We start from the raw sequence: 20,905 nt of genomic DNA on the forward strand, positions 1-20,905 counted from the left end.
GCTCAAGCGCTAGGATGTCTCGGCTGCGATGACCCGGCGCGCGCCGCGGCAAACGCGTCTCTCGCCTGCGCTTCAAGCCTTTCCGCCGTCTCTCTCTCCAACGCTCTTCGCGGCGACGGCACATCGATCGTGGCGACGACATGGGCGGGACGCGCCGACAACAGGAACAGTCTGTCTCCAAGCGCAATCGCCTCGCGCAGATCGTGAGTCACGATGAGCGTCGTGATGCGCCGCTCGTCGATGAGCCTTGCGATCATCTCGCGCAGATCTCGGGCAAGCGCGGCGTCAAGCGAAACAAGCGGTTCGTCCAGCAGCAGGAGGTCCGGCTTGACGGCGAGCGCCCGCGCAAGCGCGACCCGCCGCGCGAGGCCGAGCGAAAGTTCGCGCGGGAAATGCGCCGCGTGCTCGGCGAGACCGAGTTCGTCGAGGAGCGCGGCGATCTCTTCTTCGTGCGCATGCGGCGCGGCGATGCGGATATTGTCGATGACGCTGCGCCAGGGCAGCAATCGCGGCTCCTGGAAGACCATGCCGAGCCGGCCGTGTTCGGGCAGGACGATCGTTCCGACATAGTCCTTGTCGAGGCCGGCGATGAGGCGCAACAGAGTCGTCTTGCCGCAGCCGGAAGGGCCGACGACAGCGCCCGCCTGTCCCGCGGGCAGCGTCAGCCGCAGCCCCTCCAGCGCCCGAAGCGGCCAGCTGGCGGAATGATAATCCTTAGACGCGATCGAGACGTCGAGAGACGCCGCGCCGCCAGCGGGAGACGTGTCTTTCAAGAGGCTGCACCAGAAAGGTTTCGACGCCGAGCATCACCGCGACGAAGGGAAGCGCGTACGCAAGCAGAAGCCTCATGTCAAAGAGCTGAAAGGCCATGTTGATTTCGAATCCGACGCCGTTCGAGCGCCCCAGCAGCTCGACGACGAGGACGATCTTCCAGACGAGCGACAGGCCGGAGCGCGTCGCCGCCACAAGATAGGGCGCGAGCTGCGGCAGGACGAGATGCCTGAAGCGCGCGGCGGGAGAAAAGCGAAACACATGCGCCATGTCCTCAAGATGCGGATCAAGCGCGCGGGTGCCTTCGCGCACGACGACGATGGCGTTGGGCAGCTTGTTCAGCGCGACGGCGCCGATCGCGGCGACTTCCGTGAGGCCCGCCCAGACATAGGCGAGCACGATGACGACCAGCGCCGGCAGATTGAGCAGCGCGACCAGCCATGGATCGAGCAGCCGGTCGGCGAGCCTGTTGCGACCCATGACATAGCCGATCGCCGCGCCGAAACTCATGGCGAGCGCGAAGGCGGCGACGACGCGCGCCAGCGTGATCGTGAGATTGAAGAACAGCCCCCCGGAGACCGCCTCTTCATAAATCTTCTCGAAAACGGCCATCGGTCCCGGAAGTCGGCGCGGATCGGAAAGCCACGCGCCGATTTGCCAAAGCAGGAGCAGAGCGGCAAGCGAGATGAACCGGATCAATGCGGCTTGACCTCGGCGCCCTTGTAGAAGGTTCCCGGATCAATCGTCTTGCTGGGGCCGACGAGCTTTTCGCCGCCGAGGGCTGCGAGCGCGCCATAGAGCGCGCGCGCGTCGGCCTCTTCCTGCGCGATCGAGCGTTTCGGCGCGCCGGCGACATAGCGCTTGCGGTAAATCTCGATGGTCCTGGCGTCCTTGCCGCGAAGGCGCTGCGTCTTGACCACGCCCCAAGCCTTGTCCGAAGTCGCGATCAGCTCCTTGGCTTTCCTGCTCATCGCGAAGAAGCGCGCCAGCGCGTCCCTGTTCTTCGCCGCGAAATCTTCGTCGAAGACATAGCCGGTGACGACGACGTCGCCCTTGGCGCCAAGCGCCTTTTCGACATCGGTGAGTTCGACAGCGCGCGTGAAGCCTTGCGCCTCAAGATCGGCGGCGAAATTCCAGAATTCGAGCGCCGCGTCGATCTCGCCCTGTAGCGCCTTTTCGGCGATGAGCGGCGGCGCGCCGTAGAGCACGGTCGCGGATTTGTCGAGATCAACGCCGTTCTTGAGCGCATAGGCTTTGAGCATGAGCCAGCTCTTGTCGAGCGGCCCGCCGGCGACGCCGAGCGTCTTGCCGGCGAGATCCTTGACGCTCTTGATCGCGGGATTCTTGGTCATCACCGCGCCGATCGCCGATGAGTGCGGATAGAAGGTCAGCTTCGCGCCCTGCGCGCGCTGACGCGCCACCCACAGCCAATCGGAGATGATGAGGTCGGCGCCGCCGCCCTGGATGGCGATCTTGCCGGCGTCGGTCGAGGCGAGCTCGGTGCCGTCGATATCGAGCTTCGCTTCCGTGTCGAGGCCGAACGCCTTGGCGACGGCAAGTTCCCAGCCAAGCGTGCCGGTCTTCTGCAGCGCGATACGTAGTTTTTCCGCCTGCGCCGGCGCGGCGAGGAGAAAGACGCTGGCGAGACCGGCGGCGAAAGCGACGAAGAAGCGTTGCATGTTTTCCTGAGGTTTGGCTGAATGTCTTACCGCAGGATCTATATGGCGTCGATGCGCCGCGAGGTTCACCCTCCCCTTGAGGGGGAGGGTCGGCGCGGAGCGCCGGGGTGGGGTGGAGCAACTACGCAGATCATTGTCGTTGAGTCGGGCCATCAAACCCGCCTTTGTTTGCCGCTTATTTGCCCCGTCACCCCACCCCGCATTGCTGCGCAATGCGACCCTCCCCCTCAAAGGGGAGGGTGGGCGATGCGGCGAACAGGCGTAGAATGAGGCTCGATGAAAATTAATGACGGGCTTAGCGGCTTTCGTCGCGCCAACGCCAAACGACTTCGCGCCAATGCGACCAGCGCCGAAGATCGCCTGTGGCGCGCGCTCGACCGTGTGCCGCTCGACAAGACTCATTTTCGGCGTCAGGCGCCGGTCGGTCCGTATGTCGTCGATTTCGTCTCGCTGCGCGCCCGGCTTGTGATCGAACTCGACGGACCGTCGCATACGGAACCAGGCGCAGCGGCGAAAGACGCGCGCCGCACGGCTTGGCTGGAGAACGAGGGCTACCGTGTTCTTCGATTCTGGAACGCAGACGTTTTCGACAATATCGATGGCGTGTTGGAGACGATCCATGCGGCGCTTTACCGACCCTCCCCTTGAGGGGGAGGGTCGGCGCGCAGCGCCGGGGTGGGGTGGAGACGCATCGTAAAGGATCGTCGTTAAGCGGACGGCTCGACGCACGCCTGTTGACGGATTCATCCCGGTTATCACCCCACCCCGCATTGCTGCGCAATGCGACCCTCCCCCTCAAGGGGAGGGTGAAGTTACGCCCTTCGCCATCAAGGGGAACGCGGATGCCCGCTCTTCGCTGCAAGCGCCGCGTCATAGAAATCCGCCAGCTGCGAGAGCAGGGCGGCGCAGTCGCCTTCAAAACTCGAGCCATGCATCACGGCGAGGCGACGCGGTTCGAGCGCCGCGAGCATGCGAATCGTCGGGCCTGTCATCGGCGTCAGCGACGTGGCCTGAAAGGCGTTCTCCGCCGTCATCGCGGCTTCAAGCACGCGCTCGGTCGTGATGGCCGGCCCTTGACCGATTTGCGTGAGGAGATCGCCGCAAAAGAGGGTGCGGGTCGTCTCCTCATAGATCAGACCCGATTCCCACGCATGCGGCACATGCGGCGTATCGATGTAGCGCACGCGCCTTCCGCCGATGTCCAAGATTTCGCCGTCGGCGAGGGCGCGCGGCGGCCGGTCGGCGAGATCGTTCAGCGACACCATGCAGGCCGTCTGTCCATGAACCACTTGCGCCTGCGGCGCCGCGGCGAGCCAAAGGTTCATCGCGCCGCATTCGTCGGCTTCGACATGGCCGAAGGAAATCCAGCGCAGCCGTTCGATCGGCATGATCGCGGCCAAGGCCTTCGATACGCATGGAAACAGCGAACGCGGCCCGCAGTGAAACAACAGCGGCTCGTCGGCGTCGATGAGGAACTGGTTGAAGGTGAAACCTGCCGGCGCCGCGATCTCCGGCGCGAAGGTGGAAAAGCGGTAGATGCGCTCGGCGATTTCATCGACCTTCGTTTCCATTTCACCCCCTGACGCTCATGGCGAAGCGGCTGCTTTCGCGTCTTCCGCCGCAGCGACGGCGACGCTGCGCTCGCCCGGCTTCAGCGCCTTGATCTGATACTCTTCACACATGGCGCTCAATGCGCCGAGACCGCCATAGAGCTTTTCCGCGTCGCCATAACCAATCGCGGCGAAACGATAAATCAGCTCGCGCACCAGGCTAGGCTTCAGGAAATAGCCGGAGTGAACGTCAACCTCGCCTCTGACATAGACCCACAGCAGGCGCAGATGTCCAAGCCAGGACAGATTCGGCGGCGCGCCGGGCGCAGCGTTCGTCACCACCCCGCGCCCCTCGGCGTCGATGCTGTCGGTGCAGTCGAAATAGGTCAGCCTCTGCGCGAATGACTCCTCCGACTGCACGGCGTCGAGTTCAGCGTAAAGCTCGTAAAGGGTGCGCGCGCCGACGCGCAGATTGCCGAGCGTCAGTTGTTCGGAAAGTCCCCAGCCGGTCAGCACGCCGACATTGCCTAGGCGATAGCCGAAGCTGCGGCTCTTCGTCGGCAACGAGAAAAAATTCGCCGTCGTCGAAATGTTGCGCAGGACTTCGTCGCCTTCATTGGAGAAAAGATGGGCTTCCTGAAAGCGGATCAACGACGAATGCAGCGCATTGCTGCGGCCCAACAGCAGCACTTCCGAGGGAATATCGGGCGAGACGAGAACCAGGCGGCGCAATATAAAATTCTTTCCAATCTTCGATCTGAGCTCGCGCCGCCTGCGCTCCTCTTCGCTTCCGAGCGTCTCCGGGCCGTGGCGCATGGCGGCGATCGCGAGTGGGGAAAACACGTCGGAGAGAATGCGCACGGCGTTGGTGACGACGAAGCCGCCCATGCTGTGGCCGATAAAGGACAGTTCGACCCTTCCGCGAAGATCCTCGGGCTCATCGTTCGGCCGTTTGGGAAGCCTGTCGTCGATCTCGCGAATAAGATTGACGAGGTCGGGCACGCCGTAATTCGTCGCTCGAAAGCCGTCACGAAAATAGACGATTAGCCGCAAGCCAAAAAGGGTAAGGGGAATGACGGCCATCGCCGCAGTCACAGCCGTTACGACAACGCGCGTGAGCTTCCACCAGTCGCAAATCTCGAAAGAGAAGTTCACGAGATATACGGCGGCGAGCGAGACGAAGAGAATGCCGAGGAGAAATAATGGCGCGGCGTTCAAACCGCTTCGCCAAGGGGTTCCCATCGCTTCCGACGGCCAACGATAACCGATGCAAACGAGGCCGCGATTCTTGAGCTCGTCGTCGTCGTTCAACGCGATGAACGATTCTTTGAAAGTTTCGAGAACTTTCTTTCGAGGCGTGTTGAAGCCGTGGACGGTAATCAGGAGTTTAGGGTTCTCCTGTTTGGCCAATACATTGACGATCTTTTCGATGTCCGAAGGCTCGCAATTTTCAGGAGTTGAGGGCGCACTTTCCTTGTCGTCGATATTATCGGGCGCTGTGCTTTCGACGAAGAAAGCGGGCGTGAAAGCTCTGGCGGCAGGTGGAGGGGCGACCTCGTACACCGCTAATTGTTTGTCGTGCGCCATGGATGAGCTCCAATTTTTTCGGTTGAGCAAAAATCCTTAAGTGAGTATTTAGCCGGGGCGCGAGCATGCCTCAGCGTCGCCTGTGCGACAAGCGCAAGCCTCGTCTGCCTTTTTTGTGAATTCCCTGTGTCGGCCACGCGAATGCGCGTGCGCCGAACCGACCCACCCTGTCCCGAATCGCGCTAAGATCGCTCATGGCATCAAAACCCGATCTTTTCAGCGGCGCGCCGCGCAAGGCGCCCGCGTCGAAACCCGCCCCAAAGCGCGGGCCGGCGGAATATTCCGCCGCCTCGATCGAAGTGCTGGAGGGGCTCGAGCCCGTCCGCCGGCGCCCCGGCATGTATATCGGCGGCACCGACGAGGCGGCGATGCATCACCTCTTCGCCGAGGTGCTGGACAACGCCATGGACGAGGCCGTGGCCGGCCATGCGACCTTCATCGAAGTGACGCTGGAAACAGAGGGCTGGCTCACGGTGATCGACAACGGCCGCGGCATTCCGGTCGAGTCCCATCCGAAATTTCCCAAGAAGTCGGCGTTGGAAGTTGTGATGACCACGCTCCACGCGGGCGGCAAGTTCGATTCCGGCGCCTATCAGACCTCCGGCGGCCTGCACGGGGTCGGCGTCTCGGTCGTCAATGCGCTGTCCGAAAAGCTTGAAGTCGAAGTGGCGATCGCCGGCCAGCTTTACGGACAGGAGTTTTCACGGGGCCTGCCGCTCGGCAAGCTCAAGACGCTTGGCCGCGTCAACAATCGGCGCGGCACCAAGGTGCGCTTCAAGCCCGACGCGCGGATTTTCGGCGCCGACGCGCATTGGAAGCCGGCGCGGCTCTTCCGCATGTCGCGCTCCAAGGCCTATCTCTTCGGCGGGGTCGAAATCCGCTGGCGCTGCGATCCTTCGCTGATCGACCCCGGCGCCGATACGCCGCCTGAGGCGGTGCTGCGCTTTCCCGGCGGCCTGAAGGATTATCTGGCGCGCGAAATCCATGGGAAGGAACTCGTCGCCGATCAGCCCTTCGTCGGCAAGATCACCCGCGAAGGCGGCCATGGCTCGCTGGAATGGGCGGTCTCCTGGCTCGCCGAGGATGACGGCTTCGTCCACTCCTATTGCAACACGATTCCGACGCCGGACGGCGGCACGCATGAGGCTGGGTTTCGCGCCGCGCTCCTGAAGGCGCTCAAGGATCACGCCGAGCGGGTCGGACAGGCGAAGCGCGCCAAGGACATCGGCGCCGATGATCTCATGGGCCAGTCGGCCGCGATGATCTCCGTCTTCATTCGCGAGCCGGAGTTTCAGGGCCAGAACAAAAGCCGGCTGATGAGCGCCGAGGCGGCCCGCATCGTCGAAAGCGCGGTGCGCGACGCCTTCGACCATTGGCTTGCCGGCGCCCCCTCGCAGGCCAATAAGCTCTTGGATTTCGCCGTGGAGCGCGCCGAGGAGCGCCTGCGCCGCCGCGCCGAGAAGGACATCGCCCGCAAGACCGCGACCCGCAAGCTCCGGCTGCCCGGCAAGCTCGTCGACTGCACCAATAATTCGGCGCAGGGCTCTGAGCTGTTCATCGTCGAAGGCGACTCCGCCGGCGGCTCGGCGAAGGAGGCGCGCAACCGCACGACGCAAGCCATTTTGCCGCTGCGTGGCAAGATTTTGAACGTCGCCTCGGCCACGAAGGACAAGCTCCTCGCCAATCAGCAGCTCGCCGATCTGACCCAGGCGCTCGGCTGCGGACTGGGGGCGCATTACCGCGATGAGGATCTGCGCTACGAGAAAGTGATCGTGATGACCGACGCCGACGTCGACGGCGCGCACATCGCCTCGCTGCTCATCACCTTCTTCTATCGGCAGATGCCGCGCCTCATCGAGAACGGCCATCTCTATCTGGCGCAGCCGCCGCTCTATAAGCTGACGCAGGGCGCGAAGACCGTCTATGCGCGCGACAATGAACATCGCGACGAGTTGATCAGCAAGGAGCTGACCGGGAAGGGAAAAATCGAGACCGGCCGCTTCAAGGGGCTTGGCGAGATGAGCGCGGCTCAGCTCAAGGAAACGACGATGGACCCGAGCAAGCGCACGCTCCTCAAAGTCGTCGTCGAGCCGGAAGATCGCGAGGAGACAGCGGACTGCGTTGAGCGGCTGATGGGCAACAGGCCGGAAGCGCGCTTCGCCTTCATCCAGGAGCGCGCCGCGTTCGCGACGGAACTCGTGGACATCTAGCTCAGGGCGATCGGGTGAAGAATTGTTTCCTCGTCCTTCGAGACGGCCTCTATGAGGCCTTCTCAGGATGAGGAAACCCTTTGCCAAGCCCCTCGCGCCCGGACGCGTCTGGGAGTATGCTGCCGGCCTCCCAACAGACAGGCGCCGCGTGACCGACACGGAAATTCGCCCCACGAACGAGGATGCGCGCGACCCGCGGTCCTTCTGCGACGAGCAGGCCTTCGCCCTGGAGCGGATGCAGCTTGCGCTCGACGCCGGGCGCACCGGCATCTGGGACTGGAACCTCCTGACGGGCGAAGTCCATATCGACGAGCGCGTGCGCCGCTTGTGGGGCCTTCCAGAAGGCGTTCCGGCGAGTTTCGAGATTTTCCGCAGCGCGCTGCATCCGCAGGACAAGAAGCGTACGAAAGAGGCTGTCGGCGTCGCGCTCGATCCCACGCACGAGGGCGATTACGAGATCGAATATCGCGTCATCGGTCAGACCGACCGCATCGAACGCTGGGTCTCGGTGCGCGGCCGCACTTTTTTCGACGAAGGCCGCGCGGTCCGCATTCTCGGCACCGCGCGCGACATCACGCCGCGCAAGCAGCGCGAGCAGCATGTGCGCGTGCTCTTGCGCGAACTCGTGCATCGCTCGAAGAACCTGCTCGCCGTGGTGCAGGCGATGTCGCGGCAGACGGCCGCCGGTTCGCCCTCGGTCGAAGATTTTCAGCGCAAATTCGGCGCCCGCCTGCAGGCGCTGTCGATGGCGCATGATCTGCTCGTGTCGCAGGATTGGCGCGGCGCCTCGATGCGCGAATTGGTGCGCGCTCAGCTTGCCTATTGCATGGACGTGCCGCAGGGCGACGTGTCGTCGCGCGCGACGATCGATGGCCCGAAAATCATGCTGAAGCCGGAGGCGGCGCAGAACATCGGCCTCGCTTTGCATGAACTCGCCACGAACGCGCTAAGCTTTGGCGGCCTGTCACGGCCGGACGGCGCCGTCTCGCTGACATGGCGCTTCGAAGACGGGCGGCTCAATATCGAATGGCGCGAGAGCGGCGGCCCGGCGGTGGCGATGCCACCGCGCGAAGGCTTCGGCCATAAGGTCATCAAGCGACTCGTCGCGCAGGCGCTGGATGGGACGGCGACGCTCAACTTTCCGCCCGACGGATTGATCTGGACTTTGTCGATCCCGGCGAGCTACGCGACCGTCAGGGACGAGCAGGGCTGATCGGCTGCGGGTCTATCCAGCTCAGCCCAGCAGATCGATCAGCGGTCCAATCAGCGGCGCGTCGGCGGGCGGCATCGGATAGTTGCGCAGATCGCGGGCGCGCGCCCATTTCACCGCTTGGCCTTCCGTCGGCGAAATAATGCCCTCCCACTTACGGCAGACGTAAAGCGGCATCAGAAGATGGAAGTCGTCGTAGGCGTGGCTCGCGAAAGTTAGCGGCGCGAGGCAGGGCGTGCAGACCCGCACGCCGAGTTCTTCTTCGAGTTCGCGCGCGAGAGCGTCTTCCGGCCGCTCGCCGGGATCTAGCTTGCCGCCGGGAAACTCCCACAGACCGGCGAGCTGCTTGCCTTCGGGACGTTGCGCGATCAGCACGCGATTGTCGGCGTCAATGAGCGCCGCCGCCACGACGAGCAATAGAGTCACAGGCGCGCTCAATTGCCGGAGAGAACGACTTTCACCGGGCCGTTTTCCTTGCCGGTGAGCGTCACTTCTTCATACATCGCGCCGCCTTCAGGCGTGGGCGCATCCTTCGGCTTCCAGATGAGCTGAGTGGTGAGATAATAGCGTCCGGGGGCGACATTTTCGAAGGTGAATCGCCCATTCGACTCCGTCGTCGTCGTGCGGGTCAAAGAGGCGTATTGCGTGTCTGGCTCGACTTTCGGGATTGACGCGGCCGGCAGGAATTTCACCGAGCCGTAAAAATTCTTGATGCGGGTCTGCGCATAGGTCGTGGCCGGTATCAGCCTCACGGTTTCGCCGGCGGCGTAGCGCACATTCGATTGCCCCGAGCCATCGCGCAGAAAGGCCTGTCCGGCGATGACGCCCCTGCCGGGCGCTCTGATGTAATTGGCCTGCGACGGATCGAAGCCGACGCCCGGCGACGGACCGCGCGCGGCGTTGCAGGCTGAAAGCAGGGCGAGCGGCGCCACGAAGAGAAGCTTGACGCAACGCATGACAATAACGCTCCACGAGAACGCAGATCGCACACTTTGACCGGCGCCGACGAGGCACGCCCCCGGATCAGACCGGCGAGGCGGCTTCGGCGGCGATCAAATAGTCTAGCACGTCATGCATCGTTCTGACGACTGCGACGCCCAGCGACCGCTCGGCCGCCGTCGCTGGCGCTGATCGGGCGCCATGATGGTCATGGCGCCCCGATCTGACGGATCAGCTCCTGTAATCGCCGTTGATCGCGACATAGTCCTTGGTGAGATCGCAGGTCCACACGGTCGCAGCGCCTTTGCCGAGTCCAAGATCGACGTTGATGACGATGTCATCGCGTTTCATGATCTGCGAAACTTCCGCTTCGTCATAGTCGGGGTCGCGCACCCCCTTGTGGGCGACGCGCACGCCGCCGAACCAGATCGCGAGCCTGTCGCGATCGGCCTTCTCGCCAGCCTTGCCGACGGCCATGACGATGCGGCCCCAATTGGCGTCCTCGCCGGCGATCGCCGTCTTCACAAGCGGCGAATTGGCGATGGAGAAGGCGACGCGCTTCGCCGCCTTGGCGCTATCGGCGCCCGTCACCGTCACTTCAACGAATTTGCGCGCGCCTTCGCCGTCCTTCACCACTTGATGGGCGAGATCGAGCAGCACGGCGTCGAGCGCGCGCTTGAACTCAATGAGCCGCTTGTCGCGCGCCTTTTCGATCTTCGGCGCGCCTCGCGTCTTCGCCGCGCCTGTCGCAAAGAGCAGCAGCGTGTCGGACGTCGACGTGTCGCCGTCGACCGTGATGGCGTTGAAACTGCCCTTTACGCCGCTCTCAAGCAGCGCCTGCAGCGCCTCGGCGCCGATGACGGCGTCGGTGAAGACGAAGGCGAGCATCGTCGCCATATCCGGCGCGATCATGCCCGCGCCCTTGGCGAAGCCGCCGATCGTCACTTCGACGCCGGCGATCGTCGTCGTCCGAGTGGAGAGCTTCGGATAGGTGTCGGTCGTCATGATGGCGCGCGCGGCGTCCAGCCAGCCGTCGGGCCGCGCCTCCTGCGCGAGGCTCTCCAGCACGCCGTCGAATTTATGGGCGTCGAGCGGTTCGCCGATGACCCCCGTGGACGCCAGAAAAATCTGCCGTTCGGGCGCGCCGGTCGCCGCGGCGGCGAGCTTCGCCGAGAATTTGACCGCCTGTGCGCCGGTCTTGCCGGTGAAGGCGTTGGCGTTTCCGGAATTGACGAGCAGCGCGCGCGCCTTGCCGCCTTTGAGCCGGTCGCGGCACCAGTCCACTGGCGCCGAGGGACATTTGGATTTGGTGAAGACGCCCGCGACCGTCGTTCCCGAATCGAGCAACGCCAGCATCACATCGGTGCGTCCGGCGTAGCGCACGCCCGCGGCGCCGACGGCGAAGCGAACGCCTTCGAGCGGCGGGATTTCGGGCGCGGATGTCGGCGCGAGCGGCGAAACGGGAGCGTCGTGAGCCATTTTCAGCCCTGAGAGTCGGAGTTGATCTGCGCGGTTTGGACCCTGCGCGAGTCGCGCGTCAAGGCTGTGACTGGCGGCGGACCTGCTTTGTCACCTCGCCCATCGAGGAATCATGTCGCACGAGATGGGCCGTAAGTGGGGGAGGGACCGGCCTCGCTGCTGCGTGGGCCAGCCCATATTCAGGATCTGCTGCTCTGTCCGTCCAAGTGGCCTGCCCTCAGAAAGGGTGAGGACGCCTGGGCGCTTTACTTCTTCTTCGGCGCTTCGGCGGGCTTTTGCGCCGGAGCGGGCTTGGCGCCCGGAGAACCCTCGGCCGGCGCGTCGGCGCGTTCGATCTTGGCGCCGTCGCGCAACTTCATGACGAGTTCGCTCTGCGCCTTCTGCACGACGTAGCGGGCGACCTGATCCTTCACCTCGTCGAGCGGCGGGAAGACTTTCGGGCGTTTCTCGTCGAGCTTAATGACGTGCCAGCCGAACTGCGTCTTAATCGGATCGGAGACCTGACCCGGCTCCATCTTCGCCGCCGCGTCGCCGAACTCCGGCACCATGCGGTCCTTGGTGAACCAGCCGAGGTCGCCGCCCTTGGCGCCGGGGTCCTTGGAAAGTTCGGTCGCGACCTTGCCGAAATCCTCGCCGGCCTTGATGCGCTTCAGCGCGGCCTTCGCCTCTTCTTCGGTCGGCACCAGAATGTGGTGCGCGTGATATTCGGTTTCGGGCTTCTGGTTCTTCGCCGCTTCGTCATAGGTCTGCTTGACCGCCGCGTCAGTCGCCGCATTCTTGGCGACGTCGCCGAGCAGCGTCTCCATAAGCGCCTTGTCGCGCAAATAGGCGAGCTTTTTGGCGAATTCCGGCGTTTCGGCGAGCTTGTCGGCCTGCGCCTTCTGCACGACGAGCTGCTCGTCGATCAGGAAGTCGAGCACGTAGGTTTCACGCGCCTTGCCTTCGAGCTGACGCGGAATGGCGGCGCCAAGATCCTCCATCGCGAGCTTCAGGTCCTCGTCGGTGATCTCGACGCCATTGACCTTGGCGAGGGTTTTCGCGACCGCAGATGTCGCGCCGCCGGCGCTCATCGCCAGCAGGGCGGCGAGCGCGGTCGCTCCGAGCGCGGCGCGGGCGAGAGAACGCGCATTCTTGCGGGCGTGAGACATGATGTGCTCCAAAAAGAGGCCAGGGCGGCCCTGAACAAAAGCGGCCGTCGCCGCCGGCGGAAAATGCTCCTGCGCGAGGAATCCGGCGTATCTATGCCCGAGGAGCCGGTTCTGACAACTCCCGGCTACGCCGAAACCGGGCGCTCGGCGACCTCTCCGACGACGCTCGTGAAAATTTCCCGGGTTCTCTTCTGCGTATCGGCGAGCAGCGCTTCCAGATTGGAAAGATCTGGCGCGTCGCCGATCCGCAGCAACAGCTCCGTCAATCCGCGCGGGGCGTCGGCGGGACGGAAAGCGTCGTCGATGGCAAGCCGCAGCAATTGCGTCAGCCCTTGGTAGAGCTTTGAGGCCTCCGCCAGCGCGTCCGCCGCGCCGGCGTCGAGAAACCCGGCGTCTTTTACACGCTGCAGGGCGACCGTTGTGTTCGTTGCAAAAAGCTCAGGATGCAGCGGGCCATGCAGCAGCATCAAATATTGCGCGACAAACTCGACGTCGATCAATCCGCCGGGGACCTGCTTGACCTCCCAAGGGCTCGTCGCGCCCTTTTCCTTTTCGATCCGCCGGCGCATGGACAACACGTCGTCCTTGAGGTTTTGCGCGTCGCGCGGACGCGTCAGCGCCACGCGGATCGCCGCTTCGACGCTTTGTGTGAACGCCTCGGGACCCGCGACGACGCGGGCGCGGGTCAAGGCCATGTGCTCCCATGTCCACGCTTCATGGGCCTGATAATCCGAAAAAGCGGCGAGACTTACTGCGAGCGGTCCGCTGTTGCCGGAAGGGCGCAAACGAAAATCTGCCTCATAGAGCAGGCCTTCGGCCGTGGGAGCGGAAAGGGCGCTGATCAGCCTCTGCGTGAGACGGCCGTAATATTGCTGCGTTGAAATCGGCCGTCCGCCGCCCTGTGACTCCGCCAGTGGGTCGGCGTCGTAGAGCAGCATCAGATCGAGATCGGACGCGGCCGTCATCTCGCATCCGCCAAGCTTGCCCATGGCGACGACCGCGCAGGCGCCGCCATCGATCGTTCCATGCGTTTTGGCGAATTCCTCGCAGACGCGCGCGAAGAGCCGGGCGATCAGCGTTTCGGCGAGGCGTGTATAGGCGAAGCCGGCCTCAGCGACCGACACGGATCCGGTCAGAATGCGTACGCCGATGAGGAATTTCTGCTCCTGTCCGAAGATGCGGGCGCGGTCGAGCGCGTCTTCATAGGAGCGCGCCTCGGCGAATTGCGAGGCGAGGCGCTCCTCCAATTCGCTTTGCGTCGGCACCGTCTCGAAAAACGCCGGCTCCATGAGCGCGTCGAGCACGCGCGGGCGCCGGGAGATTGTTTCGGCGAGCTTGGGCGCCGCGCCCGTAATTGCGGCAAGCAGTTTGAGAAGTCGCGGCTGCGAGACGAGCAGGGAAAAGAGCTGCACCCCTGCCGGCAGTTTTGCGATGAGCCTGTCGAAGGCGAGAAAGGCGGCGTCGGCGTTTTCCGTCGCGGCGATGGCTTCGAGCAGGATGGGCGTCAGCTCCGTCAGCCGTTCGCGCGCGATGGTCGAGCGGGTCGCGGCATAGCGGCCGAAATGCCAGCCGCGAATGGTCGCCGTCACCGTCTTGGGGTTGGCGAAGCCCATATTGGCGAGCGTCTCGATGGTGCCCGGATCGTCGTCATCGCCGGTGAAGACGAGATTGCCGGCCGACGAGGTGAGCTGCGGCGCGCTTTCGAAAAGCTTCGCATAATGGCTCTGCACCACGTCGAGCCGCTTCAGCAGCGCCTCGGCGAAGTCGCCGTAGGTGGCGAAACCCATCATGCGGCCGATGACGGCGACTCCGTCTTCAGTCTCGGGCAGCGTGTGCTTCTGCTCGTCGGCAACCATCTGAATGCGATGCTCGACGTCGCGAAGAAAGAGATAGGCTTCGCGCAGATCGTCGCGTGCTTGCGGCGCCACCCAGCCGCTCTCGACGAGCTGGTCGAGCATCGCCAGAGTCGAGCGCCCGCGCAGGCGCCGATCGCGGCCGCCGGTGATGAGCTGCTGCGTCTGCACGAAGAATTCGATTTCGCGAATGCCGCCGCGTCCGAGCTTGATGTTGTGACCGGCGACGGCGATCTTGCCATGTCCCTTATGCGCATGAATTTGCCGCTTGATGGAATGGACGTCGGCGATCGCGGCGAAGTCGAAATATTTGCGCCAGACGAAGGGCGCGAGCTCTTGCAGAAATTGTTCGCCAGCGAAGATGTCGCCCGCGACCGGCCGCGCCTTGATATAGGCGGCGCGTTCCCAGTTCTGGCCCATGCTCTCATAATAGCTCAGCGCCGCTTCGAGCGGGATGGCGATCGGCGTCGCGCCCGGATCAGGACGCAGCCGCAAATCGGTGCGAAACACATAGCCGTCGACGGTGCGCTCGCTCATGATCCGCACGATCCGCTTCGTCAGTTTGACGAAGAAATCGACGTCCTCGGACGGTTCGGCGAGGCGCGCCCGCGAGCGGTCGAAGAACACGATGAGATCGATGTCGGAGGAGTAGTTCAGCTCAAAGGCGCCCCCCTTGCCCATGCCGAGAAAAATCCAACCCGATCCGCGTTCGGGGTCGCGCTGATCGGCGAGTTCGATCTTGCCGGCGAGCGCAGCGGCGCGCAGGGTGAAGCGGATAGCGGCCGAAAGCGTAGCGTCGGCGATCCGCGTCAGCGCCTGCGTCGCCTCCGGCATGTCCCAGACTTTGGCAAGATCGGCGAGGGCGATGACGAGCGCGGCGTCCTGCTTTGTGAGGCGCAGCAGGCGCATCAGCTCGGCCTCGTCTTGGGTTTCGATGTTTCGCGTTTCTTCGATGAGCGCTTCAATGCGCTGCGCGGGATCGCTCTCAAATGCTCTTACGAGCCTAGCCGCATCGCGCATAGCAAGGTCGGTCAGATAGGGAGAGGAACCCAATACGCCGAGCAGCAGATCGCGCGCTTGCGGCCGCTCCAGCAAAAGCGCCGCGAGCGCGCCATTGGCCGCTACGTCCTTCTCCAACACGCGGGCGAGCGCCTCTTCGGCCCTCTTCGCGTCGAGAGGCTGAATGACGACCGTGGCGCGGTCGATGAGCGAATGTTCGGTCGGCGTCAAAATCTTTTCCCGGCTGAGCCGTCGATGCGGCGCTGGCCCTTCGGTATAATCCCGCGCGTCGCGCAAATCAGCCCCGGCGTGCCAAAGGCCCTGAGGCGTCTCAAATTTCAAAGCAACTGCGGGGAAATTCATGTCGCAAGAGGATGTCGCGCAGCTGCTCGCCCGCATCGCCGGGGCGTTGGAGCGCTTGGCCCCGCCGCCGCCGTCCGCGCCGGATTTCTCCGTCGCCGAGGCGTTCGTCTGGCGCGCGGCGGGAGGGGCGTTCCATCCCGTCAGCCGGGTCAATCGCGTCGATCTGGCGCTGCTCAAGGGCGTCGACCGTCAGCGCGACATGCTTCTCGCCAACACCAGCCGCTTCGCGCAGGGCCTGCCAGCCAATAACGCGCTGATGTGGGGCGCGCGGGGCATGGGCAAATCCTCGCTGGTGAAGTCGGTTCACGGCGCGCTGGCCGAGAAGGGGCTGAAACTCATCGAAATCCATCGCGAAGATATTGAAGCGCTGCCCGCGCTGCTCGGCGCGCTGGCGCAGGCGCCCTTCCGCTTCATCGTCTTTTGCGACGACCTGTCGTTTGACGGCGCGGAGACGAGCTACAAGGCGCTCAAGACCGCTCTCGAAGGCGGCGTCGAAGGGCGGCCAGACAATGTGCTGTTTTACGCCACGTCGAACCGCCGCCATCTGTTGCCGCGCGACATGATGGAAAATGAGAGCGCCACCGCCATCCATCCCGGCGAGGTGATCGAGGAGAAAATCTCGCTCTCGGACCGTTTCGGACTTTGGATCGGCTTTCACAATTGCAGCCAGGACGACTATCTGGCGATGGTCTTCGGCTACGCGGGTCATTTTGGCCTCAGCGCGCCAGAAGCGACGATCCGCGCCGAGGCGCTGGAATGGTCGATCACCCGCGGCGCGCGCTCTGGCCGTGTCGCTTGGCAGTTCGTGCAGGATCTCGCGGGGCGACTGGGGAAGGATTTGTCCTAGCATCGTCCGGTGTTGACGCGTCCCGCCTGACTTCGCCCCGGTTTTTTTTCGCGCTTGCTAGCTTTCGTCCCGCATCAGGCTTAGCCTGAACTGGGGCGAAAAAGGGGGGCAGAATGAACTTCAGACGTATGGCGCTTATCTCGACCACAATGTTTCTCTCGCTGGTTTCTCTTTCGGGAAGCGCCTTTGCTTTCTGCGGCGTGTTGCAGGCTTCGGCCAGCGGCTATTCCAGAGACGAAGCGCTTTCAAAGGCCAACAACAAGGGACTGGTGGAGGTTCGAAGGCTCGAAGGCAATTACGGCAGCAGTAATGTTCATTATCAAACCGCCACGTCTTCTTGCCGAGACGGCGGGAGGGTGACGTGCTTCATCTCGCAGAAGTTCTGCGTCGACAGCGGCCAGCGACAGCGGCCGGGTCGCGGCGAGGAAGGCCATTCGATGCATGGCTGCCCGCCCGGAACGCGGCCCGTTCCGGAAACGGATAATTGCGTGCCTGTACGTAAACGAACGAGCGAATTTGAAAGCCAGCCGTGGAAAAAGCCGGGTTGCCGGACCTGGAAGCAGAGCTGCGACAACGGCGACGCCCGGGCTTGCGGAAGATATGAGTCGACCTGCCAGGTCAATTGACGCGAGAACATTGCGAGACGCCTGCATGGCAGGCGTCTCGGATCGCCGTCTGGTGGATTAATACGGACGCTCCGGCGTGCATTCCGCCGTCGCGCATCGCGGTTTGTAGGCGTAAGGGATCATGGCGGCGACAAGCAGCAACCCGCCCATAACGATGATCGCCATTTTGTAATTCATCGCGGTTCCTCTCCGACGGCGTTCGGCCCTTGCGTTTGATTTTGAAAAAATCCCACGTCGCTCGCCGAGCGTCTGTGACTTTGTCCTTATCGCCACGTGGGGCTGCAAGGATCGGAAGATCAGAGCGTCTTGGCTTTGAACCGGCAGAGATCGGCGATCAGGCAGCGCGGGCATTCTGGCGTGCGCGCCTTGCACACATAGCGTCCGTGCAAAATGAGCCAGTGATGCGCGTGCAGGAGATATTTCTCTGGGGTGATCCTCGCGAGTCCCGCTTCGACTTCTTCGGGCGTCTTGCCGCTGGCGAGCGGCAGCCGGTTGGAGACTCGAAAGATATGCGTGTCGACCGCGATCACCGGCTCGCCGAAGGCGACATTGAGCACGACATTCGCGGTCTTGCCGCCGACGCCTGGGAGCGCGGTCAATTCCTCGCGCGTGCGCGGCACGTCTCCGCCATGCCGTTCGATCAGCAATCGCGACAGGGCGACGATATTTTTCGCCTTGGCGCGGTAGAGGCCGATCGTTTTGATCAGGTCGCGCACGCGCTCCTCGCCGAGGGCCGCCATCTTGGCGGGCGTGTCGGCCTGCGCGAAGAGCGCCGGAGTCGCCTTGTTGACCCCTGCATCGGTCGCTTGCGCGGATAGCACGACGGCGACGAGCAGCGTAAACGGGTTTTTGTAACCGAGTTCGGTCTTGGGTTCAGGATTCGCGGCTGCGAGACGCGCGAAAATCTCTTCGATGCGCGCAGCTTCAGCGGCGGCCGGCCGCCGACCGGCTCGCGGTTTTTTAGCGACGCGCGCGCGCTGACTGATTGTTTCCGCCATGGGCGCGTTATAACTTTTAGAATCTGGAGGACAAAGCCGGCAGGAGAAATGTCCGACCCCTTCGAGCGGAAAATTTACGAAGCGCGGCTGACGCCGCATCGGTCGATGACGCCGCACGCCTTCTACCTTTTCATCATGATTTTCTGTTTCGGACAGGCCCTGTTTGCGTTGCCCTTCTTCTTCATGGGCGCCTGGCCCGTCGCCGGCTTCATGGGCCTCGATGCGGTCGGTCTCTATCTCGCCTTCCGCATCAGCTTCCGCGCCGCCCGCGGTCATGAGACGCTCGACCTCACGCCGCTGGAACTCGTTTTCGCGCAGATCGGCGCGCGCGGACAACGAAAGGAATGGCGCTTCAACCCTTCCTGGGTGCGGCTTGAACAGACAGTCCACGAAGAATTCGGGACGGAGCGGGTGGCCCTGATCTCGCGCGGCGAATGTATCGAGATCGGCGCCTTTTTAGGGCCGGATCAGAAAGCGGAGCTGGCGCGCGACCTGAACCGCGCGCTCATCGACGCGCGCATGGGCGCCCGTTTCGGCTAGAACGCGTATTCAGCGTGATCTAGCGTCGCTGGCTCAGCATGGCGTCGGCTTCCCGCATCAGCCGCGCCTCGTGCCGCTTATAGTAGCGCCAAAGCACAAACAGCCCGATGACGAGCCCGCCGACGAGGGCCATGGCGATCGGGCCCTCGATTTTTTCGAAGCCGGCGGTGAGGTAATAAGCGCCAAAGCCGAACACGCACGCCCAAACGACGCCGCCCGTCGCGTTATAGATGAAGAAACGGCCTGGCGGCAGATGGTTTGCGCCCGCGAGCGAGGCCGCGAGAATGCGCAGCAGCGCGACGAAGCGGCCGAAAAAGACGATCGCGCCGCCCCACCGATAGAAGAGATATTGGCCCAGGCGCAGCTTCTCCGGCCCGAGCCCGACATGGTGGCCGTAGCGCTCGAGAAGCTTCGTTCCGTACTCCCGTCCCAGCCAATAACCGACATTGTCTCCGACGATCGCGCCTGCGGCGGCCGCCACGACGATGTTCTCGATGGCGATCGCTCCGGAGAGCCGCGCGTAAATTGCCGCGCCGACGAGCATGGTTTCGCCGGGCAGCGGAATGCCGGCGCTTTCCAGGGCCACGACGATAAAGATCGCCCAATAGCCGTAGGTCGAAAGAATGGCGGCGATCTGCGACTGATCGAGAAAATGCGTCATCCCTGGCCCGGAAAGTGTCCTACGATACTCTCATGTAGGCCTAAATGCGCAAATGGCGACGTCGCCGAAGCGAGGCCGCCATTTTAAGGGCGTCAATCGAAAGGGTCAGTGATATTGCAGCGCATTCTCTCGTGCGGCGCTGAAGGCGTAGGGCGGCGTCGCCGCCATAGCCTCGCTGTCGAAGACGAAGGGGCCGCGCTCCAGCGCCACTTGAAGGACCTCCCGCAATCCTCGGAGCAAAGGCTGGTCGTCGCGGACAACCTTGGCGCGAAGCGCCTCCTGCGCGGCTTCGTCCGACCGGCTCGCGAAATCGCGCACCGCCATCGCGACGAACTTGCCAACGCTGACGCCTTTCTCTTCAGCCGCGGCGCGTACGCGCTCGGCGAAGCCGCCGCCAATGCAAGCCAGGGCGGCATGCGCCACCTTGTCGTTCGAGCAGGAATTGATCAGATCCACGATGACCATGACGACCTCCGCCCTTGAACGTTCCATGTTTCGGAACCCTTTGTTGGCCACGGTTGCTTTATTTCCGCGACATCAGTTTCCTCGCCCGTTGGGGGCGTTCGTTCCAAGCTATCCAGTCAAGCTGAACGTTATCTGTATGAATGCTGAAAAAATTCCGCGTCCGACGAGCGGACGGGATCTCTCAAGCCCGGCGAACAAGGCTGTCGGCGCAAGAGCCTAGAGCCTTTTGCTCCCATGCCGTGCGCTGCTGCCTTCTAACTGAAGGCCGTGACAGCTTCACGACGAAGTTCGCCAGTATATCAATAACATAGTGATCAGCCGAGCTGAGGCCGCAGCACGACTCCGGACTCAACTCGTGGCTAGAGCAATAGTTCCGAGCAGCTGAAAAATTCGTAGCTGCGGCGCAAAAGATCGTGTGGCGCCGCAGTAGCCTTGCCTCTACCAAGCGCCGATGTTGGGCGCCGAAACCCAGGGTTCCGTTGGCGGCAGCGGCGCGCCCTTCTGCAACAACTCGATGGAGATCAAATCCGGCGATTGCACGAAGGCCATATGGCCGTCGCGCGGCGGCCGATTGATCGTCACGCCCGCCGCTTGCAGTCGCGCGCAGACGTCGTAAATATTCTCAACGGCGAAGGCGAGGTGACCGAAATTCCGCCCGCCGGCATACGCATGTTCGTCCCAGTTATGGGTGAGTTCGATCGTCGGCGCTCCGTTTTCCTTGGCTTGCGCGGCGTCTTCGGGCGCGGCGAGATAGACGAGCGTATAGCGCGCCTTCTCGTTCTGGGTGCGGCGCACCTCCTGCAGACCAAGCGTGCCGCAAAAAAACTCCAGCGCGCGGTCGAGGTCGCCGACTCGGATCATGGTGTGCAGAAATCTCATATGCGGGCTCCTATCTGATGCGTCCGCCATAATAATAGCGTGCCACGGCGTGGATTTGCGCCCACGCCGAGCGCCTGCTAGAGCGCTGGCGCTCCCCAAAC

20 protein-coding genes are annotated in these 20,905 nt (G+C 63.5%); 6 read left to right on the forward strand and 14 right to left on the reverse strand.

All coding sequences use genetic code 11. The annotated features are described in order from the left end of the window. Positions 1-2: 2 nt before the first annotated feature. Genes EHO51_RS02380 through EHO51_RS02390 form a run of 3 tightly spaced genes read right to left on the reverse strand, consistent with a single transcriptional unit; the run spans position 3 to position 2,450 of the window. A complete protein-coding gene (locus EHO51_RS02380; RefSeq protein ID WP_124737543.1) occupies positions 3-773 on the reverse strand; it encodes an ABC transporter ATP-binding protein in 771 nt (256 codons plus the stop codon). Continuing rightward, positions 715-1,470 carry an ABC transporter permease gene (locus EHO51_RS02385; RefSeq protein WP_124737544.1) on the reverse strand — a complete coding sequence of 252 codons (756 nt, stop codon included), beginning with the start codon at positions 1,468-1,470 and terminating at the stop codon, positions 715-717. Before EHO51_RS02385 ends, EHO51_RS02380 begins: the two co-directional genes overlap by 59 nt. After that, positions 1,467-2,450: an ABC transporter substrate-binding protein gene (locus EHO51_RS02390; protein ID WP_124737545.1), complete on the reverse strand. Its 984-nt coding sequence runs from the start codon at positions 2,448-2,450 to the stop codon at positions 1,467-1,469. Before EHO51_RS02390 ends, EHO51_RS02385 begins: the two co-directional genes overlap by 4 nt. Before the next feature lie 276 nt (positions 2,451-2,726). Here EHO51_RS02390 and EHO51_RS02395 point away from each other — a divergent pair, with 276 nt between their 5' ends. Beyond that, complete coding sequence (locus EHO51_RS02395; protein WP_124737546.1) at positions 2,727-3,098, forward strand: endonuclease domain-containing protein; 372 nt, start codon at positions 2,727-2,729, stop codon at positions 3,096-3,098. 179 nt (positions 3,099-3,277) lie between these two features. Here EHO51_RS02395 and EHO51_RS02400 read toward each other — a convergent pair whose 3' ends face one another. Together EHO51_RS02400 and EHO51_RS02405 are read right to left on the reverse strand one after the other, a co-directional pair. Then, a complete protein-coding gene (locus EHO51_RS02400; RefSeq protein ID WP_124737547.1) occupies positions 3,278-4,021 on the reverse strand; it encodes an MBL fold metallo-hydrolase in 744 nt (247 codons plus the stop codon). A 15-nt stretch (positions 4,022-4,036) separates the two neighbouring features. Beyond that, positions 4,037-5,587 carry an alpha/beta hydrolase gene (locus EHO51_RS02405; RefSeq protein WP_124737548.1) on the reverse strand — a complete coding sequence of 517 codons (1,551 nt, stop codon included), beginning with the start codon at positions 5,585-5,587 and terminating at the stop codon, positions 4,037-4,039. A 194-nt stretch (positions 5,588-5,781) separates the two neighbouring features. Between EHO51_RS02405 and parE the strand changes: the two genes are divergently transcribed. Both parE and EHO51_RS02415 read left to right on the forward strand, forming a co-directional pair. Next, positions 5,782-7,797, forward strand: a complete 2,016-nt coding sequence (gene parE, locus EHO51_RS02410) for a DNA topoisomerase IV subunit B (RefSeq protein ID WP_124737549.1) — start codon at positions 5,782-5,784, stop codon at positions 7,795-7,797. Between the two features lie 148 nt (positions 7,798-7,945). Next, complete coding sequence (locus EHO51_RS02415; protein WP_124737550.1) at positions 7,946-9,010, forward strand: sensor histidine kinase; 1,065 nt, start codon at positions 7,946-7,948, stop codon at positions 9,008-9,010. Between the two features lie 21 nt (positions 9,011-9,031). Here the strand turns inward: EHO51_RS02415 and EHO51_RS02420 are convergent, their stop codons facing one another. The 5 genes from EHO51_RS02420 to EHO51_RS02440 form a co-directional block, all read right to left on the reverse strand. Next, positions 9,032-9,433, reverse strand: a complete 402-nt coding sequence (locus tag EHO51_RS02420; RefSeq protein ID WP_205788991.1) for a (deoxy)nucleoside triphosphate pyrophosphohydrolase — start codon at positions 9,431-9,433, stop codon at positions 9,032-9,034. Between the two features lie 8 nt (positions 9,434-9,441). Further along, positions 9,442-9,963, reverse strand: a complete 522-nt coding sequence (locus EHO51_RS02425) for a carboxypeptidase-like regulatory domain-containing protein (protein WP_124737551.1) — start codon at positions 9,961-9,963, stop codon at positions 9,442-9,444. Positions 9,964-10,177: 214 nt separating this feature from the next. Then, a complete protein-coding gene (argJ, locus tag EHO51_RS02430; protein WP_124737552.1) occupies positions 10,178-11,425 on the reverse strand; it encodes a bifunctional glutamate N-acetyltransferase/amino-acid acetyltransferase ArgJ in 1,248 nt (415 codons plus the stop codon). A 245-nt stretch (positions 11,426-11,670) separates the two neighbouring features. Then, positions 11,671-12,573: a peptidylprolyl isomerase gene (locus tag EHO51_RS02435; protein ID WP_029648668.1), complete on the reverse strand. Its 903-nt coding sequence runs from the start codon at positions 12,571-12,573 to the stop codon at positions 11,671-11,673. 125 nt (positions 12,574-12,698) lie between these two features. Then, the gene (locus EHO51_RS02440; RefSeq protein WP_124737553.1) at positions 12,699-15,656 is read right to left on the reverse strand and encodes a bifunctional [glutamine synthetase] adenylyltransferase/[glutamine synthetase]-adenylyl-L-tyrosine phosphorylase; all 2,958 of its coding nucleotides are present in this window, start codon (positions 15,654-15,656) and stop codon (positions 12,699-12,701) included. A gap of 130 nt (positions 15,657-15,786) precedes the next feature. Between EHO51_RS02440 and EHO51_RS02445 the strand changes: the two genes are divergently transcribed. Beyond that, positions 15,787-16,635, forward strand: coding sequence for an ATP-binding protein (locus tag EHO51_RS02445; protein WP_124737554.1), 849 nt, complete (start codon positions 15,787-15,789; stop codon positions 16,633-16,635). 128 nt (positions 16,636-16,763) lie between these two features. Beyond that, the gene (locus tag EHO51_RS02450; protein ID WP_245434713.1) at positions 16,764-17,261 is read left to right on the forward strand and encodes a hypothetical protein; all 498 of its coding nucleotides are present in this window, start codon (positions 16,764-16,766) and stop codon (positions 17,259-17,261) included. 296 nt (positions 17,262-17,557) lie between these two features. Here EHO51_RS02450 and nth read toward each other — a convergent pair whose 3' ends face one another. Continuing rightward, the gene (gene nth / locus EHO51_RS02455) at positions 17,558-18,259 is read right to left on the reverse strand and encodes an endonuclease III (RefSeq protein WP_124737555.1); all 702 of its coding nucleotides are present in this window, start codon (positions 18,257-18,259) and stop codon (positions 17,558-17,560) included. Positions 18,260-18,307: 48 nt separating this feature from the next. On the opposite strand from nth, the gene EHO51_RS02460 reads away from it, so the two are divergent. Beyond that, positions 18,308-18,799 carry a DUF2244 domain-containing protein gene (locus EHO51_RS02460; protein ID WP_124737556.1) on the forward strand — a complete coding sequence of 164 codons (492 nt, stop codon included), beginning with the start codon at positions 18,308-18,310 and terminating at the stop codon, positions 18,797-18,799. A gap of 19 nt (positions 18,800-18,818) precedes the next feature. On the opposite strand, the gene EHO51_RS02465 is transcribed toward EHO51_RS02460, so the two are convergent. The 3 genes from EHO51_RS02465 to EHO51_RS02475 form a co-directional block, all read right to left on the reverse strand. Next, positions 18,819-19,460, reverse strand: coding sequence for a DedA family protein (locus EHO51_RS02465; RefSeq protein WP_124737557.1), 642 nt, complete (start codon positions 19,458-19,460; stop codon positions 18,819-18,821). Positions 19,461-19,565: 105 nt separating this feature from the next. Beyond that, positions 19,566-19,952, reverse strand: a complete 387-nt coding sequence (locus EHO51_RS02470) for a hypothetical protein (RefSeq protein ID WP_124737558.1) — start codon at positions 19,950-19,952, stop codon at positions 19,566-19,568. A 411-nt stretch (positions 19,953-20,363) separates the two neighbouring features. Continuing rightward, positions 20,364-20,804: a VOC family protein gene (locus EHO51_RS02475; RefSeq protein WP_124737559.1), complete on the reverse strand. Its 441-nt coding sequence runs from the start codon at positions 20,802-20,804 to the stop codon at positions 20,364-20,366. Between the last annotated feature and the right edge of the window lie 101 nt (positions 20,805-20,905).

It is taken from the genome of Methylocystis rosea (genome assembly GCF_003855495.1).
In the GTDB taxonomy this organism is placed as follows: Bacteria; Pseudomonadota; Alphaproteobacteria; order Rhizobiales; family Beijerinckiaceae; genus Methylocystis; species Methylocystis rosea_A.

What these genes read in the sequence shown, in the direction of transcription:
- EHO51_RS02390 (WP_124737545.1), bottom strand. Translation starts at nt 2,450, where the DNA reads ATGCAACGCTTCTTCGTCGCTTTCGCCGCCGGTCTCGCCAGCGTCTTT.
- EHO51_RS02395 (WP_124737546.1), top strand. Translation starts at nt 2,727, where the DNA reads ATGAAAATTAATGACGGGCTTAGCGGCTTTCGTCGCGCCAACGCCAAA.
- EHO51_RS02400 (WP_124737547.1), bottom strand. Translation starts at nt 4,021, where the DNA reads ATGGAAACGAAGGTCGATGAAATCGCCGAGCGCATCTACCGCTTTTCC.
- EHO51_RS02405 (WP_124737548.1), bottom strand. Translation starts at nt 5,587, where the DNA reads ATGGCGCACGACAAACAATTAGCGGTGTACGAGGTCGCCCCTCCACCT.
- parE (WP_124737549.1), top strand. Translation starts at nt 5,782, where the DNA reads ATGGCATCAAAACCCGATCTTTTCAGCGGCGCGCCGCGCAAGGCGCCC.
- EHO51_RS02425 (WP_124737551.1), bottom strand. Translation starts at nt 9,963, where the DNA reads ATGCGTTGCGTCAAGCTTCTCTTCGTGGCGCCGCTCGCCCTGCTTTCA.
- argJ (WP_124737552.1), bottom strand. Translation starts at nt 11,425, where the DNA reads ATGGCTCACGACGCTCCCGTTTCGCCGCTCGCGCCGACATCCGCGCCC.
- EHO51_RS02435 (WP_029648668.1), bottom strand. Translation starts at nt 12,573, where the DNA reads ATGTCTCACGCCCGCAAGAATGCGCGTTCTCTCGCCCGCGCCGCGCTC.
- EHO51_RS02445 (WP_124737554.1), top strand. Translation starts at nt 15,787, where the DNA reads ATGTCGCAAGAGGATGTCGCGCAGCTGCTCGCCCGCATCGCCGGGGCG.
- EHO51_RS02450 (WP_245434713.1), top strand. Translation starts at nt 16,764, where the DNA reads ATGGCGCTTATCTCGACCACAATGTTTCTCTCGCTGGTTTCTCTTTCG.
- nth (WP_124737555.1), bottom strand. Translation starts at nt 18,259, where the DNA reads ATGGCGGAAACAATCAGTCAGCGCGCGCGCGTCGCTAAAAAACCGCGA.
- EHO51_RS02460 (WP_124737556.1), top strand. Translation starts at nt 18,308, where the DNA reads ATGTCCGACCCCTTCGAGCGGAAAATTTACGAAGCGCGGCTGACGCCG.
- EHO51_RS02465 (WP_124737557.1), bottom strand. Translation starts at nt 19,460, where the DNA reads ATGACGCATTTTCTCGATCAGTCGCAGATCGCCGCCATTCTTTCGACC.
- EHO51_RS02470 (WP_124737558.1), bottom strand. Translation starts at nt 19,952, where the DNA reads ATGGAACGTTCAAGGGCGGAGGTCGTCATGGTCATCGTGGATCTGATC.
- EHO51_RS02475 (WP_124737559.1), bottom strand. Translation starts at nt 20,804, where the DNA reads ATGAGATTTCTGCACACCATGATCCGAGTCGGCGACCTCGACCGCGCG.